Source organism: Pseudomonas sp. S2_F03, assembly GCF_054668335.1.
Genome location: NZ_CP162759.1, coordinates 4,558,092 through 4,572,450, shown reverse-complemented (window position 1 = coordinate 4,572,450; position 14,359 = coordinate 4,558,092). Strand labels below are relative to the sequence as shown.

General features: G+C 59.2%; 12 protein-coding genes and 2 pseudogenes. 6 read left to right on the top strand and 8 right to left on the bottom strand.

Annotated elements, in window-relative coordinates; translation table 11 throughout:
• Window positions 1-64: 64 nt before the first annotated feature.
• The 3 genes from AB4N76_RS21380 to AB4N76_RS21370 are packed head-to-tail and all read right to left on the bottom strand — an operon-like array spanning window position 65 to window position 3,355.
• Window positions 65-1,069, bottom strand: a complete 1,005-nt coding sequence (locus tag AB4N76_RS21380; protein WP_460163487.1) for a 4-hydroxythreonine-4-phosphate dehydrogenase PdxA — start codon at window positions 1,067-1,069, stop codon at window positions 65-67.
• A complete protein-coding gene (locus tag AB4N76_RS21375; RefSeq protein WP_460163486.1) occupies window positions 1,066-2,022 on the bottom strand; it encodes an amidohydrolase family protein in 957 nt (318 codons plus the stop codon). Before AB4N76_RS21375 ends, AB4N76_RS21380 begins: the two co-directional genes overlap by 4 nt.
• On the bottom strand, window positions 2,015-3,355 hold the full coding sequence (locus AB4N76_RS21370; protein WP_460163485.1) for an MFS transporter: 1,341 nt from the start codon (window positions 3,353-3,355) through the stop codon (window positions 2,015-2,017). The genes AB4N76_RS21375 and AB4N76_RS21370 overlap by 8 nt, the downstream gene beginning before the upstream one ends.
• Before the next feature lie 381 nt (window positions 3,356-3,736).
• Between AB4N76_RS21370 and AB4N76_RS21365 the strand changes: the two genes are divergently transcribed.
• From AB4N76_RS21365 to AB4N76_RS21350, 4 genes are all read left to right on the top strand, one after another.
• Window positions 3,737-4,753, top strand: a complete 1,017-nt coding sequence (locus tag AB4N76_RS21365) for a Bug family tripartite tricarboxylate transporter substrate binding protein (RefSeq protein ID WP_046033316.1) — start codon at window positions 3,737-3,739, stop codon at window positions 4,751-4,753.
• A gap of 53 nt (window positions 4,754-4,806) precedes the next feature.
• A complete protein-coding gene (locus AB4N76_RS21360; protein ID WP_077430703.1) occupies window positions 4,807-5,340 on the top strand; it encodes a tripartite tricarboxylate transporter TctB family protein in 534 nt (177 codons plus the stop codon).
• On the top strand, window positions 5,337-6,866 hold the full coding sequence (locus AB4N76_RS21355) for a tripartite tricarboxylate transporter permease (RefSeq protein WP_046033314.1): 1,530 nt from the start codon (window positions 5,337-5,339) through the stop codon (window positions 6,864-6,866). Before AB4N76_RS21360 ends, AB4N76_RS21355 begins: the two co-directional genes overlap by 4 nt.
• A 70-nt stretch (window positions 6,867-6,936) precedes the next feature.
• On the top strand, window positions 6,937-7,878 hold the full coding sequence (locus AB4N76_RS21350; RefSeq protein WP_046033313.1) for a LysR family transcriptional regulator: 942 nt from the start codon (window positions 6,937-6,939) through the stop codon (window positions 7,876-7,878).
• A gap of 36 nt (window positions 7,879-7,914) precedes the next feature.
• Here the strand turns inward: AB4N76_RS21350 and AB4N76_RS21345 are convergent.
• The 3 genes and pseudogenes from AB4N76_RS21345 to cysK form a co-directional block, all read right to left on the bottom strand.
• Window positions 7,915-8,777, bottom strand: a pseudogene (locus tag AB4N76_RS21345) (DMT family transporter).
• A 475-nt stretch (window positions 8,778-9,252) separates the two neighbouring features.
• On the bottom strand, window positions 9,253-10,191 hold the full coding sequence (locus AB4N76_RS21340) for an aspartyl/asparaginyl beta-hydroxylase domain-containing protein (RefSeq protein WP_077430705.1): 939 nt from the start codon (window positions 10,189-10,191) through the stop codon (window positions 9,253-9,255).
• Between the two features lie 216 nt (window positions 10,192-10,407).
• A complete protein-coding gene (gene cysK, locus AB4N76_RS21335; RefSeq protein WP_046033310.1) occupies window positions 10,408-11,382 on the bottom strand; it encodes a cysteine synthase A in 975 nt (324 codons plus the stop codon).
• A gap of 129 nt (window positions 11,383-11,511) precedes the next feature.
• On the opposite strand from cysK, the gene AB4N76_RS21330 reads away from it, so the two are divergent.
• Window positions 11,512-12,588, top strand: coding sequence for a DUF748 domain-containing protein (locus tag AB4N76_RS21330; RefSeq protein WP_046033309.1), 1,077 nt, complete (start codon window positions 11,512-11,514; stop codon window positions 12,586-12,588).
• Here AB4N76_RS21330 and AB4N76_RS21325 read toward each other — a convergent pair.
• Both AB4N76_RS21325 and AB4N76_RS21320 read right to left on the bottom strand, forming a co-directional pair.
• The gene (locus AB4N76_RS21325) at window positions 12,585-13,088 is read right to left on the bottom strand and encodes a DUF2442 domain-containing protein (protein WP_460163484.1); all 504 of its coding nucleotides are present in this window, start codon (window positions 13,086-13,088) and stop codon (window positions 12,585-12,587) included. The genes AB4N76_RS21330 and AB4N76_RS21325 overlap by 4 nt on opposite strands.
• Window positions 13,076-13,307 (bottom strand): annotated as a pseudogene (locus AB4N76_RS21320) (DUF4160 domain-containing protein). The gene AB4N76_RS21325 and the pseudogene AB4N76_RS21320 overlap by 13 nt, the downstream one beginning before the upstream one ends.
• A 202-nt stretch (window positions 13,308-13,509) precedes the next feature.
• Here AB4N76_RS21320 and AB4N76_RS21315 point away from each other — a divergent pair.
• On the top strand, window positions 13,510-14,355 hold the full coding sequence (locus AB4N76_RS21315; protein WP_046033307.1) for an AAA family ATPase: 846 nt from the start codon (window positions 13,510-13,512) through the stop codon (window positions 14,353-14,355).
• The last annotated feature ends 4 nt before the right edge of the window (window positions 14,356-14,359 follow it).

Below are 14,359 nucleotides of genomic sequence, written 5' to 3'. Positions count from 1 at the left end.
GCGGGCAAGCCCGCTCCCACAGGGTCCAGGGTGGACAGGGGATTTATGATGTTGAGATCAGGGATCAGTAGTTGTTGGCGCCCATCCGGCACGCGATCTCGAACGCCTGCCGAATCGCCCCGACATTCGCCTTGCCCTGCCCCGCGATATCAAATGCGGTGCCATGCGCCGGGGTGGTAATCGGAATCGGCAAGCCGCCCTGCACCGTCACGCCGCGGGAGAAGCCCATCAACTTGATCGCGATCTGGCCCTGGTCGTGATACATCGTGACCACCGCGTCGAAGGCACTGGCATCACCCTGCACCTTAAGAAAAATCGTGTCCCCCGGATACGGTCCTTCCGCCGCAATCCCCAGTGCCTGGGCGGCGCGTACGGCGGGGCCGATGATGTCCAGTTCTTCGCGTCCGAACGAGCCGTTGTCGCCGTTATGCGGGTTCAACCCACAGACGCCGATACGCGGTTTGGCCAGGCCGTTGCGCTTGAGCGCGGTGTCGATCAACTGGATGGCTTCCACCACCCGCGCCTGCGTGAGCATGCCCGGCACTTCAGCCAGCGCCACGTGGGAGGTCACCCGCGACGTCCACAGGTTATCGAGCACATTGAACTCGCAGAACGGCCCGTGAAAATCCAGCAGTTCGGCGAACCAATGCAATTCATCGCTGTGGGCCATGCCGGCCATGTGCAGCGAGGTCTTGTTCAGCGGCCCGAACAGCACGGCATCAGTGATACCGGCCTCGGTCAGGCGCAAGGCTTTCTCCAGGGTATCGAGGCTATAGCGACCGCCGATGTCACTGGCTTCACTGCGTGCGAATTCGCCGACCGTGTCGCCGCGATAGTCGTAGAACAGCGGCGTGTCATCGACGAACGACAGTTGCTCCAGCGACTCCACGCGACGGTAAGGAAACTCCATCCCGGCGATGCGCATGCCGCGACGCATTTCTGCCTCGTCGGCGATCAGGATCACATTGGCCTGACTGCGCACCTGGGGTTCGGCGAGCAGGCGTGCGATCAGTTCCGGGCCGATGCCCGCCGGGTCGCCCAGGACCATCGCGATGGTGGTTTTGTTCATGCTTCACTCCTCAAGGGTTCGGGCCATGTCCGGTCAATGGCGCAAGGCTCGCAGCGATAAACCTGCTGCGCATTGCTGTAGAAAAGACGTTGCTGATCGGCACTCGGAAAATCGGCAACGATGGATTTGAAACCGCTGTAGATGTCGTCGAACGAGCCGCACAGGCTGTCCACGGGGAAGTTGCTGGCGAACATCGCGCGGTCGCAGCCGAACATCGCTATGACTTCGCGCACGATCCAGGCGTTGTCCTTGGCGCGCCAACGCTGACCGCCCTGCCCCAGGCCGGAAATCTTCACCCGCACGTTCGGCCACTGCGCCAGCCGCGCCATCGCCAGGCGCCAACCCGCCAGGCCTTCGGCACTGCGGTCGTTGGGCAATCCGGCGTGGTTGAGAATCAGCGTGGTGCCGGGAAAATCCCGGGCCAGGCGTTCGGCTTCATGCAAATTCCACCAAGGCGTCTGTAAGTCGAAATGCAGGCCCAGGCCTTCGAGCGCGGCGTAGCTGCGGCGCCAGTGTTCGTCGCTCATCAGGCTGCGCACGTGCCCAACCTGCTCCGGTGCGATAGGACCGCCAGGCTTGTGGCGTACGCTGCGCACACACTTGAAACCCGCTTGTTCGGTCAGCACTGCGATGGCGTCCGGATGGTCGAGCCAGGCTTGTGCGACGATCGCGTTCGGCACGCCATAGCGAGCGGCCAGTCCCTCGATGAAACGGGTTTCGCCAATCGGGTCTTGCGGGTTCCATTCGGTCTCGACATACACCGTTTGCACGACGTTATGGGCACCGGCATCGGCGAAGTAGTCATCGGGAAAATAGCGACGCTTGATCGCGCTGTAATCACCGTAGCGAAATGGGATGTTGGCCTCAGGCGCCAACCAAGGATGGTCATTGATCGCCGGGTCCCAGAAATGGTGATGCGCGTCTACGATCGGGCCGTCCCACACCTTAGTCATGACGCACCTCATCCAGGCTGATAAACAATGTGGCCAACACGAAGACCGCCGAGCACGCCGCAAAGAACCCCAGCACCGGCGCGAAACCGCCGGCCATTTGCACAATGACGCCCACCAGAATCGGCACCGCGATACCGCCCGTGCTGCCGGCCATGTTCATCACGCCGCCGATCAAACCGACCCTGGCCGGGGCTGCCAGCAATGCCGGAAAGCTCCAGTAAAGACTGCCCCACATCAGGAAAAACGCCGTCATGGCCAGCAACGCCACGGCGGCAAAAGGATCGCTCAGGGTCGGCAGCAACAGGAACGCTCCCAACGCCACGACACCGGAAAACGCCAGCAGACTCTTGACCGCCACACCGCGGCTCACACCTTTGCGAATCAGACCGTCGCAGAGGAAACCACCGGTCAACGACCCCAACGCACCGCAGATGAAAATCACGAACGTCGCCGCGCCAATGCCCTTGATATCGAAGCCGCGAGCCTGCGCCAGGTAACTCGGGCCCCAGGTCAGCAAGCCGAAATAGACCATCGCCCAACTGGCGCGACCGATCAGCAGCCCCGTCAGTGAACGGGCCGCGATGCCCAGGCCCTTGACCGGCGCACGGGCGGCTTCGGCAGCCGGTGTGGCGCGTCCGGCGTTGATCTTCTCCAGCTCCTGGGCATTCACTTGCGGATGTGTGGCCGGGTCATCGCGCAGATAACGCCGCGCCAGCCAGGCCAGTACCAGAGTGGCGATGCCGGCAATCACGAAGGCCAGGCGCCACGAGTCCAGCGAAGCAATCAGGTAGGCAATGATCAAACCGCCCAGGGCCACGCCCAACGGGCTGCCACTGTCCATCAATACCGCGCCGCGACTGCGCTCACTCGGCGCCAGCCACAGGGAAATCAGTTTGCCACCCGAAGGAAATAGAGGCGCTTCGGCGGCGCCCAACGCCACCCGGGCAAACAACAATGACAAGCCGCCCGTGGCAAACGCCGCCAGCACCTGAAACGTGCCCCACAAACCGGTGGACCAACTGATGACCCGGCGCGGGCCGAAACGGTCGATCAGCCAGCCGCCAGGTATCTGCAACAGCGCATACGCCCAGAAAAAGCTGCTGAGGATCAGCCCTTGCAGGCTCGGCGACAGGGAAAATTCATGGGCAATGGTCGGCATCGCAATGGACAGCGACACCCGGTCGATCAGGTTGACCATGGTCAACGCAAAAATGATCGCAAAGATCCGCCAGCGCACGCTACTGGCTTTGATGGTGCCGGTGAGCGGAGTTGCGGCTGCCGGTGACTGAGCACCTGCGCCGGGCAGATGCAGGGAAGCACTGGAACGAGCCATGGTGCGTACCTCGATTTTTTATTTTTGTGGTGACGACATTGCCGCTGCCTGGCGGCGTTGGTGAGCACTATCGAAGGCTCAGTGATAACCGTCTAATCAAAACTTGAAATCAGGCGATAGCCTTGAGTTATGGCATACCCCTGCTTTCAGACAGCTTTCAATGAGTATCGCCTTTTCGACTTTTCTCGAAAAAGGCTCTGGCGCAAAGTCTTGTGCGATAGTCGCCACTTTCATTGACCGGACCTATAACCCCAGGCTATCGGTGTATGTATTGTTTTGACTAGACGCGGAGCCGGAGGCTTCCCACACTCGGGCCAGGCTTGCAGCTTTACCGCTCCGACAAGTCACTCATAACAACTACAAAAACGAGGCCCTTCCATCATGCGAAATGCATTCGTCCGTCGCACCTCCCGTTTGTTTCTCGGCTGCACACTGATCGCCGCAGGCGCCCTTCCCGCTCTCGCCAACGCTGCCTGGCAGCCGGACAAGAACGTCGAAATCGTCGTCGCGGGTGGTCCCGGCGGCGGCACTGACCAACTCGGTCGCCTGATCCAGTCGATCATCACCACCCACAAGTTTCTCGATGTGAATACCATCGTCCTGAACAAGGGCGGTGGCAATGGTGCCGAAGCCTTTCTCGACCTGAAAATGAACAAGGGCGACCCGGAAAAACTGGTGATCGGCACCAACAACATCTACCTGTTGCCGCTGGTGTCCAAGCTCGGTTACCAATGGCAGGAACTGACGCCCGTCGCCGCCGTGGCCGAAGATGACTTCATTCTCTGGAGTTACAAAGACGCCCCCTGGAAGGACGCTAAAGGCTTCTACGCCGCAGTCAAGGCCGACCCATCGAACCTGCGCATGGGCGGCAGTCAGTCCAAGGACGTCGACCAGACCCTGACTTTGCTGCTGAACCAGACCAACAACAGCAAACTGGTGTACATCCCGTTCAAGAGTGGCAGTGAAGCCGCGACCCAACTGGCCGGCAAACACATCGCCGCCAACGTCAACAATCCCAGCGAAAGCATCAGCCAATGGCGTGGCGACCAGGTCGAGCCGCTGTGTGTCTTCAGTAAAGAACGCATGAGCTACACCGAGAAAGTCGCCGGTGACAAATCCTGGGCCGACGTGCCGACCTGCCACGAAGAAGGCCTGGGCATCGATCAGTACCGCTTCCCGCGCACCGTGTTCATGCCGGGCGACGTCACTGCCGAACAGCGCGCGTTCTATGTTGAGCTGATGCGCAAAGTCACCGAGACGCCGGAGTTCAAGGCGTACGTGAAGCAGAACGCGCTGGTACCGACCTTCCTCGAAGGTGAGCCACTGACCGCCTACATTGAGAAGGACACCGCCCGCGTGACCCCGGTGTTTAAAGAAGCCGGCTGGCTGAAAAACTGAGTCGCCAACGGCCGTCCGCACGCGCACGGCCGTCATCTGCTGGAGGTGTTTTCATGTCCCAAAATTCGGATTCACCGGCGCTGGTCGGCACCCGCTGGGTCGAACTCGGCCTGACACTCTTCACCACGCTGATCGGCGTGGTGGTGATGTTCGGCAGCGTCGAACAAGGTATTGGCTGGGGCGATTCCGGCCCCGAGCCGGGTTACTTTCCCTTTTACATTGGCCTGCTGTTGAGCGCCGCCAGCGTGGGTAACGGCGTATTGACCGTAATTCGCTGGCAAGCCCTGAGCGTTTCATTCGTCAGCCGCAGCGCCTTCAAACAAGTGCTGTCGGTGTTCATCCCGATTGCGCTATTCGTCGCGGCCATGCCGTTCACCGGCATCTACGTGGCCTCGGCCTGTTTCATTGCCTGGTTCATGTGGCGTGACAAGGTCCGCGTCAAACCGTACGGCAAACTGATGATCGGCACGGTGTCGCTGGGCGCTGTACTTGCCAGCTACCTGATTTTCGCGCTGTGGTTCAAGGTCCCGCTGGATGCCGGCCCGATGGGCGACTGGATTGCCCTGGCCGGGAGAAATTTCAAATGAGCGAGTTCGATTCCCTGCTGCAAGGCATGAACCTGATCCTGACACCGGGCCACATCGGCCTGATGGTGATCGGCGTACTGCTGGGCATTCTGGTCGGTGTCTTGCCGGGCCTCGGCGCCCCCAATGGCGTGGCGTTGCTGCTGCCGCTGACGTTCACCATGTCGCCCGTGTCGGCGATCATCCTGTTGTCGTGCATGTATTGGGGAGCGCTGTTCGGCGGCTCGATCACCTCGATTCTGTTCAACATCCCCGGCGAACCCTCATCGGTGGCGACGACATTCGACGGCTACCCGATGGCTCGCGAAGGTCGCGCCGCCGAAGCCCTGACCGCCGCCTTCAGTTCGGCGCTGATCGGTGCCTTGGCCGGGGTGTTGTTGCTGACATTCCTGTCGACAAAAATCGCCGCGTTCGCCATGTCGTTCAGCTCACCGGAGTTCTTCGCGGTGTACTTGTTGGCGTTCTGCACCTTCATCGGCATGAGCAAGAACCCGCCGCTGAAAACCGTGGTCGCGATGATGATCGGCTTCGCCATGGCGGCGGTCGGCATGGACACGGTTTCGGGCAACCTGCGCCTGACCTTCGACCAGCCGATCCTGATGACCGGCATCAGCTTCGAAGTGGCAGTGATTGGCCTGTTTGGCATCGGTGAAATCCTCTGCACGGTGGAGGAAGGCCTGGTGTTTCGTGGCGAACATGCGCGCATTACGCCAATGGTGATCCTGCGCACCTGGGCCAAGCTGCCGCGCTACTGGTGGACGATTGTGCGCAGCACACTGGTCGGTTGCTGGATGGGCATTACGCCCGGCGGCCCGACCGCCGCATCGTTCATGAGCTACAGCCTGGCACGGCGTTTTTCGAAGAACCGCGACAACTTCGGCAAAGGTGAACTCGAAGGCGTGATCGCCCCGGAAACCGCCGACCACGCGGCGGGTACCAGCGCCCTGCTGCCGATGCTGACCCTGGGCATTCCCGGCTCGGCCACGGCGGCGGTGATGCTCGGTGGCTTGATGATCTGGGGCCTGCACCCCGGGCCGACACTGTTTGTCGAGCAGCATGATTTCGTCTGGGGCCTGATCGCCAGCATGTACCTGGGCAACGTGGTCAGCCTGATCGTGGTGTTGGCCACCGTGCCGCTGTTTGCCTCGATCCTGCGGATTCCGTTCTCGATCATTGCGCCGATCATCATCATGGTGTGCGCCATCGGCGCCTACTCGGTACACAACTCGTTCTTCGACGTGGTGCTGATGCTGGGCTTCGGCGCGCTGGGTTATCTGTTCAAGAAGCTCGGCTATCCGATTGCGCCACTGGTTCTGGCCGCCGTATTGGGGGACAAGGCTGAAGATGCGTTCCGTCAGTCGATGCTGTTTTCCGATGGCCATTTGGGGATCTTCTGGTCCAACCCGCTGGTGGGCAGCCTGACCACGGCGGCGCTGCTGATGCTGTTCTGGCCGCTGATTTCCAAGGCGCTGGGCGGCCTGATGGGCCTGCGCAAATCCCACGTCGCCAAACCCAAATCGGTGCTGTGACACAGCAATGCTGGCAACGCCTGACATTTGTTGTCAGGCTTGCCGCAGACTTCCTTGCGAGCCACGGCCCATGACCCGAATTCCTGCTGCCAATGTGATCCACAGTCGACTGCGCCTGCGCCAACTGCGGTTGATGCTGGCATTGCAGGAATTCGGCTCGTTGCGCCGCGCGGCCGACCATATCGGCATGACTCAACCGGCTGCGACCAAGATGCTCCACGAAGCCGAGGACTTGCTCGGTGTCGAACTGTTCGAACGACTGCCACGGGGCATGCGCTCTACCGCGTTTGGGGAAACCGTTATCTATTACGCGCGCATGGTGTTTGCCGAACTCAGCGGCATGCGTGAGGAACTGGTGGCACTGGAATCCGGCAACCTGGGGCGAGTCGCGGTCGGTGCGATTCCGGCACTGGCGTCGGGGCTGTTGACTCGCACCATCGCCACGCTGAAACAAAGCCATCCCCGACTGTCCATGAGCATCCAGGTCGATACCAGCGACGTGTTGGTCCAGGCGCTTTTGCAGGATCAACTGGATATCGTGCTGGGGCGGATTCCGGCCGGTGCACGCGCCGAAGAGTTGCTGTTTGACAGCCTCGGTGAAGAAGCGTTGTGCGTGATCGCCGGCGCGAAAAACCCACTGGCGCAGGAAAAACAACTGAGCTGGGCGGAGCTGCAGCACATGACCTGGGTACTGCAACAGCATCCCAGCCCGATGCGCGCCATCATCAATCAGGTGTTTCACAACGCGCGGGTCGATATCCCCAGCAGCATCGTCGAAACCACGTCGATCATGACCTTGCTCTCCCTGGTCCAGCAAACCGACATGCTCGGCGTCACACCGGTGTCGGTGGTTGAGGATTATCCCGGTCGTGATCTGCTCGCCATACTGCCGATCAAGTTCGAAGCGCGGCTGCCACCCTACGGGCTCATCACCCGCCGCCATCGCATTCAATCATCGGCGATGCAGGCGTTCATGAATTCGGTACGGGCCGAGCATGCGCTGGCCAAATAAAAAGACCCGGAGCCAATGCTCCGGGCCTTTGGGTGTTTACGCTGTCTTACGGAAGACGAAGACCAAGCCGACGATGATCAGCAGCATGCCCAGCAGGCTCAACGCCGCCAGCCTGTTGCCGAAAATCAGATAGTCCATCACCGCCGTCACCGCCGGCACCAGGTAAAACAGACTGGTGACATTCACCAGATTGCCCCGGGCGATCAGGCGATACAGCAGCAACGTCGCCAGCACCGACACCACCAGCCCCATCCACAACACCGGCACGATAAAACCTGTGCTCTGTTCGAAATGAAACGGCTGGAACGGCACGAAGATCCCGCACAGCAACAGCCCCGCAAGGTACTGCACCGGCAAAGTGCCCAGAGGATTGTCGGTGATGCGCTTCTGCATGATCGAGCCGAACGTCATGCTCGCCAGCGCCAGCAAGCCGTAGAGCATGCCGGCCAGTGACATGCCGGCCAAACCGATGCCCTGATACACCACCATGATCAATCCGGTCAGGCCCAATGCCAGACCGAACATCCGGCTGATGGAGCGCTGACGCTCCATGATGACCACCGTCAGAATGGGCTGTACACCCATGATGGTCGCCATCACACCCGGCGTGACTTTCAGGTCCAGGGCCAGCAGATAGAAAATCTGATAAGCCCCCAGCAACACCATGCCCGTGGCCATCGCATACAGCATCGGCTTACCGCCCTTGGGCAACTTCAGCTTGAGCAACGGCACCAGCAACACCAGACCGCACAAGGCAATCACGAAGCGAAACAACAGAAAGGCAAACGGTGACGCGTGGGCCAGGCCCCATTTGGAGAAGATCGCCCCACTGCTCCACAGCAGGACGAACAGGCTCGTGGACGCCGCCGCGAGCGCGGTTTTTTCGAAAGGACAAACATGAAAACCACCTGTAGTCAGGCAAAAGGCCAACTCAGCCGAAGCTGAAATTCAGTTGTTTTTTCTGGGGGCACAGGGGAACAGCAAAGAGACGCTGATCAGCCCGAAATGCCAACACCCGGCGGCGATACGACTGCACACACCGGTGTGTTACTGACAGGTGGGGGGTAATGACTGATCTGCACAGGCTGCTGATTCCCGCACGGCACCACGACAGCGTTGACCGCTGAATCGACTACCGCGTTGATGAGGGAAACTGGCATGGGCTGATCTTTTTTGATGAGGTTGACGGTGGGTTGGGCATCACCGTGCGCCGACTATAACCAGCGACAGACATGGATTGCAATGACTTGGACAAAGGGCCAGTAACGACAGCCATCGAAGTGCTGCCCACCCTGGGAGCCTGCTCGCCGGACGCCCTTGAAAAAGGCGAAAAAAAACCGCTCCAGGGAGCGGTTTTTCATTTCTTGACGGGGCTCACCCAAACAACCAATACCCCAACAACGTCAGCACCACCACCGCCAACACCGGCCGCAGCACGCGGTAGGCCTTGGGGTTGCGACGTTTCCACTTTTTGATCACGCCGCTGAACTTGTCGCTGGAATTCTTGCTCCAGGCATACGCCCGGTTAATCCCGCCGACGCGTTCATCATCAAGGTTTTGAGGTGCTGTGGCGCGACCGAGCTGACTGCTGATCCAGCGGTTAATGCGGGTCATGACGCGGTTGCTCAACGGACGTTCGATATCGCAGAAAAGGATCACCCGGGTTTTCTCGGTTTCGTTCTTGACCCAATGCACATAAGTCTCATCGAACATCACGTCTTCGCCATCGCGCCAGGCGTATACCTGGCCATCCACAAAGATGCGGCAATCATCGGAGTTGGGGGTCGACAGCCCCAGGTGATAACGCAAGGAACCGGCAAACGGATCACGGTGCGGATTGAGGTGACTGCCACCCGGCAACAGCGCGAACATTGCACCCTTGACGTTGGGAATGCTGCTGACCAACGCCACGGTTTTCGGGCACAGGGTTTCGGCCGATGGCAGTGGTTTGTCATACCACTTGAGGTAAAAACGCTTCCAGCCTTTCTTGAAAAACGAACCGAAACCGGCGTCGTTATTCTTCTCGGCAGCGCGAATGTAACCCTCGTCGAACAGGTGCATGGCCTCGTCGCGGATGACTTCCCAGTTGTCCTTGAGTACGTCCAGTTCCGGAAACTTGCTGCGGTCCAGATAGGGTTTGGATGGCACGCCGGAAAACAGGTACATCAAGGCGTTGTAGGGCGCAAACAAAGCCGAGTGGTTGACGAATTGACGCAAGACCGGCAGACGCGCCTTGCCACGCAAATGGACATAGAGCGTGCTGCAGAAAAATAGCAGCAACACCGACGTTTTCGCGGCAAACGAAAAACTCATCAACGACTCCTTGAGAATAGGCTCATTGCTCAACGCCTTTTACCCGACGTGGCAGTCGGCCATGATAAACATTCCCGACCTTGGGAAATACCCGCCCGTCGCAACATTCAGTATTAAAGATTGCGCAACAAAGCCCTTCTTAGCATAAGTTCCCTGAACGGAGGCTGACCTGAAGTCCTCTGTCCATTATCAATGGCTACTTAGCCGCAGCCGCTGTTACTGCTGATTCTCCTGCTCGGTAAACAGATCGCTGAACAGCATGCTCGACAGGTAGCGCTCACCGGAGTCCGGCAGGATCACCACGATGGTCTTGCCCTGCATTTCCGGGGTTTCCGCCAGACGGACAGCGACCGCCATGGCAGCGCCGCACGAGATACCGCACAAAATCCCTTCTTCCTGCATCAAGCGCAGGGCCATGGCCTTGGACTCGTCGTCAGTGGCCAGCTCCACCCGATCAACCATCGACAGGTCCAGGTTCTTAGGTACAAAACCGGCACCGATACCCTGAATCTTGTGTGGGCTCGGCTTGATTTCTTCACCGGCGATGGCCTGGCTTATCACGGGTGAAACAGCAGGCTCCACGGCCACCGAGATGATCGGTTTGCCCTGTGTATTCTTGATATACCGCGAAACACCGGTGATGGTTCCACCCGTTCCGACCCCAGCCACCAACACATCGACCGCGCCGTCGGTATCGTTCCAGATTTCCGGACCGGTGGTCTTTTCATGAATGGCCGGGTTGGCCGGGTTGTCGAACTGCGCCGGCATGAAGTACTTGGCCGGATCGCTGGCAACGATGTCGCCCGCTTTTTCAATCGCGCCTTTCATGCCCTTGGCCGGTTCGGTCAGCACCAGTTCGGCGCCGAGTGCCTTGAGCACTTTGCGCCGTTCGATACTCATGGACGCCGGCATGGTCAGCATCAGCTTGTAACCACGTGCTGCGGCAACAAATGCCAGGCCGATGCCGGTATTACCAGAGGTGGGTTCGACGATGGTCATGCCAGGCTTGAGTTTGCCGCTGCTCTCGGCATCCCAGATCATGTTCGCGCCAATCCGGCACTTGACCGAGTAACCGGGGTTGCGCCCTTCGATCTTGGCCAGGATGGTCACGCCGCGCGGGGCGATGCGGTTGATCTGCACCAAAGGCGTATTGCCGATGGAGTGGGCGTTGTCAGCGAAGATACGGCTCATGACTGGGTCCTTAGCTACAGCATGGAATTAGCGCATCAAGGTAAGCCTCTTGCCCTTGGGCGTCCAGTCAGGTCGAACGTCCGGCTGTCAGCGCAGTCAATGGTTTTACATCGCCAGAGATTTGCCACCATGAAACGTCGATACAGCTGGCCCCTGTGGATCTTCGTCGGCCTCGTTGTGCTCCTGATTGCCCTGCACATCGCCCTGCCCTACATGGTGCGCAACTACCTGAACGACAAACTGGCGAATATGGGTGACTACAGCGGGCAGATCACGGACGTAGACCTGGCCCTGTGGCGCGGCGCCTACAAAATCAACGGACTGAAAATCGTCAAAGTCGACGGCAAGGTCCCTGTGCCTTTCGTTAACGCACCTTTGATCGACCTCGCGGTCAGTTGGCACTCGCTCTGGTACGACCACGCGGTGGTGGCCCATGTGCAGTTCTTCAATCCCGAGGTGAACTTTGTCGATGGCGGTGCCAATAAGCAGAACTCTCAGACCGGTCAGGGCACCGACTGGCGCGCACAACTTGGCAAATTGTTACCCATAACCCTGGATGAGGTGCAGATCCACGACGGCAAGCTCAGTTTTCGAAACTTCAACTCCAAGCCACCGGTGAACATGAACGCCACGCAGGTCAACGCCAGCATCTATAACCTGACCAACGTGGTCGACACTAAAGGCAAGCGAGACGCCCGCTTCGACGGTAAAGCCCTGCTGCTGGGGCATGCGCCACTGGAAACCAGCGCAACGTTCGACCCATTGAGCAATTTCGAAGACTTCCAGTTTCGCCTGCGCGCCAAGGACATCGAACTCAAGCGCATGAACGATTTCGCCGCGGCCTACGGCAAATTCGATTTCAATGCGGGCCACGGTGATGTGGTCATTGAAGCGCAAGCCAAAAAAGCCCAATTGACGGGCTATATCAAACCATTGCTCAAAGACGTCGACGTGTTCAACTGGCAACAGGACGTGGAAAACAAGGACAAAGGGATCTTCCGGTCCATCTGGGAGGCCATCGTCGGCGGCTCCGAAACCGTGTTGAAAAACCAGGGCAAAAACCAGTTTGCAACCCGAGTGGAACTGCGCGGCAATGTGCATCGGCAGGATATCAGCGCGTTTCAGGCGTTTTTGCAGATTTTACGCAATGGTTTCATCCAGGCATTCAATGCGCGCTATGAGCAGCCGAAGCCGGAAGCGGGCTAAGGTTTGCGTGTGACGGTATAGCGCCCCGTTATTTCTGCGGCCCGTGTAGACGTTGATTGCTGTTGCAAGAAATCCCATCCCAGACAGGCCAAGGCTAACGATCGTGGCACCGCTTCACGGCCACTACTATATCGGGTGATGCTCCGCGCACTCACCCCAAGCGCCTCCGCTGCCTGATTGAGTGACAAACCGGTGCGAGCGCGCCATTCAATGAACGTTCGCGTGTTTTCATCGGGAGAGTTTTGAGCGAGCGCACCCAGATACAACGTATCAGCCCCTATCTGGATGTCCAGGTCAGGCCACTCGACGCTCCAGCCATCATCGCCCAACGCGGCGCCTTCAAACGCATCCTGCGCCTGCAATGGCTGCAACCCTGGATAGGCTTGCAGGTCACGGCTCAAATCGAGTGTGAGTTGTTGGCCATCGATAAAGGTCAGCGCCAGACGGTTTTCCGGCAATGCCTGAACGGCCAACAGCCGCGGTCGCTTCATGGGTAACATCGTTTCCAATCCTCCAATAACGGCACTTGATGGGCGCTGCCCCACTCGAGCGCTTCCTTGATTATCAGCGGCGGTGCCTTGCCCACCATGACTTCTACGGTTTCAAGGCTGAGCATTACATCCAGCCCACCCCCTGTCAGGTGGACATGGGGGTGGCGGATGATCCTTCTCGCGCAACTGAATACGGTACGTGTCGCGAAATCGATATTTAGTAGACATGCCCCGCAAGCTATCGCCAAAATGGCGATAGTTCAATACTGGCCAGCAGCCGAGACTGAGTCAATATGTGACGTGCCATTCAGAGACTGAATAAGTCGTCTGCGTTCACAGTCGACCGGACAGCGCGGTATAGTCGGGCATCACAATTATTGCGTCCCGGCCTGCATTACTCAGGTCGGCGTCACCGTTCGAGGATTAGCAGATGAAGTTCGAAGGCACCCAGGCCTACGTCGCCACCGATGACCTGAAGCTGGCGGTCAACGCCGCCATTACCCTGGAACGTCCACTGCTGGTCAAGGGCGAGCCAGGTACAGGCAAAACCATGCTGGCCGAGCAATTGGCCGAGTCGCTTGGCGCCAAGTTGATCACCTGGCACATCAAGTCCACCACCAAGGCGCATCAGGGCCTGTACGAGTACGACGCGGTCAGCCGCCTGCGCGACTCGCAACTGGGCACGGAAAAGGTCCATGACGTTCGCAACTACCTGAAAAAGGGCAAGCTCTGGGAAGCCTTCGAATCCGAAGAGCGGGTGATTCTGCTGATCGACGAAATCGACAAGGCTGACATCGAATTCCCGAACGACCTGCTGCAAGAACTCGACAAGATGGAGTTCTACGTTTACGAGATCGACGAGACCATCAAGGCCAAGAAGCGCCCGATCATCATCATTACCTCCAACAACGAGAAAGAGCTGCCGGACGCCTTCCTGCGTCGCTGCTTCTTCCACTACATCGCCTTCCCGGACCGCACCACGATGCAAAAGATCGTCGACGTGCACTACCCGGACATCAAGAAAGACTTGGTCAGCGAAGCGCTGGACGTGTTCTTCGACGTGCGCAAAGTGCCGGGGCTGAAGAAGAAGCCATCGACGTCCGAACTGGTGGACTGGCTCAAGCTGCTGATGGCCGACAACATCGGCGAAGCGGTACTGCGCGAACGCGATCCGACCAAAGCCATCCCGCCGCTGGCCGGCGCGCTGGTCAAGAACGAACAGGACGTGCAACTGCTTGAACGCCTGGCGTTCATGAGCCGTCGCGGCACCCGCTAAGAGG

Bases quoted from the DNA above. Each gene is read 5' to 3' on its own strand.
- AB4N76_RS21365 (WP_046033316.1), top strand. From the start codon at position 3,737: ATGCGAAATGCATTCGTCCGTCGCACCTCCCGTTTGTTTCTCGGCTGC.
- AB4N76_RS21330 (WP_046033309.1), top strand. From the start codon at position 11,512: ATGAAACGTCGATACAGCTGGCCCCTGTGGATCTTCGTCGGCCTCGTT.
- AB4N76_RS21340 (WP_077430705.1), bottom strand. From the start codon at position 10,191: ATGAGTTTTTCGTTTGCCGCGAAAACGTCGGTGTTGCTGCTATTTTTC.
- AB4N76_RS21375 (WP_460163486.1), bottom strand. From the start codon at position 2,022: ATGACTAAGGTGTGGGACGGCCCGATCGTAGACGCGCATCACCATTTC.
- AB4N76_RS21315 (WP_046033307.1), top strand. From the start codon at position 13,510: ATGAAGTTCGAAGGCACCCAGGCCTACGTCGCCACCGATGACCTGAAG.
- AB4N76_RS21350 (WP_046033313.1), top strand. From the start codon at position 6,937: ATGACCCGAATTCCTGCTGCCAATGTGATCCACAGTCGACTGCGCCTG.
- AB4N76_RS21380 (WP_460163487.1), bottom strand. From the start codon at position 1,069: ATGAACAAAACCACCATCGCGATGGTCCTGGGCGACCCGGCGGGCATC.
- AB4N76_RS21370 (WP_460163485.1), bottom strand. From the start codon at position 3,355: ATGGCTCGTTCCAGTGCTTCCCTGCATCTGCCCGGCGCAGGTGCTCAG.
- AB4N76_RS21355 (WP_046033314.1), top strand. From the start codon at position 5,337: ATGAGCGAGTTCGATTCCCTGCTGCAAGGCATGAACCTGATCCTGACA.
- cysK (WP_046033310.1), bottom strand. From the start codon at position 11,382: ATGAGCCGTATCTTCGCTGACAACGCCCACTCCATCGGCAATACGCCT.
- AB4N76_RS21325 (WP_460163484.1), bottom strand. From the start codon at position 13,088: ATGTTACCCATGAAGCGACCGCGGCTGTTGGCCGTTCAGGCATTGCCG.
- AB4N76_RS21360 (WP_077430703.1), top strand. From the start codon at position 4,807: ATGTCCCAAAATTCGGATTCACCGGCGCTGGTCGGCACCCGCTGGGTC.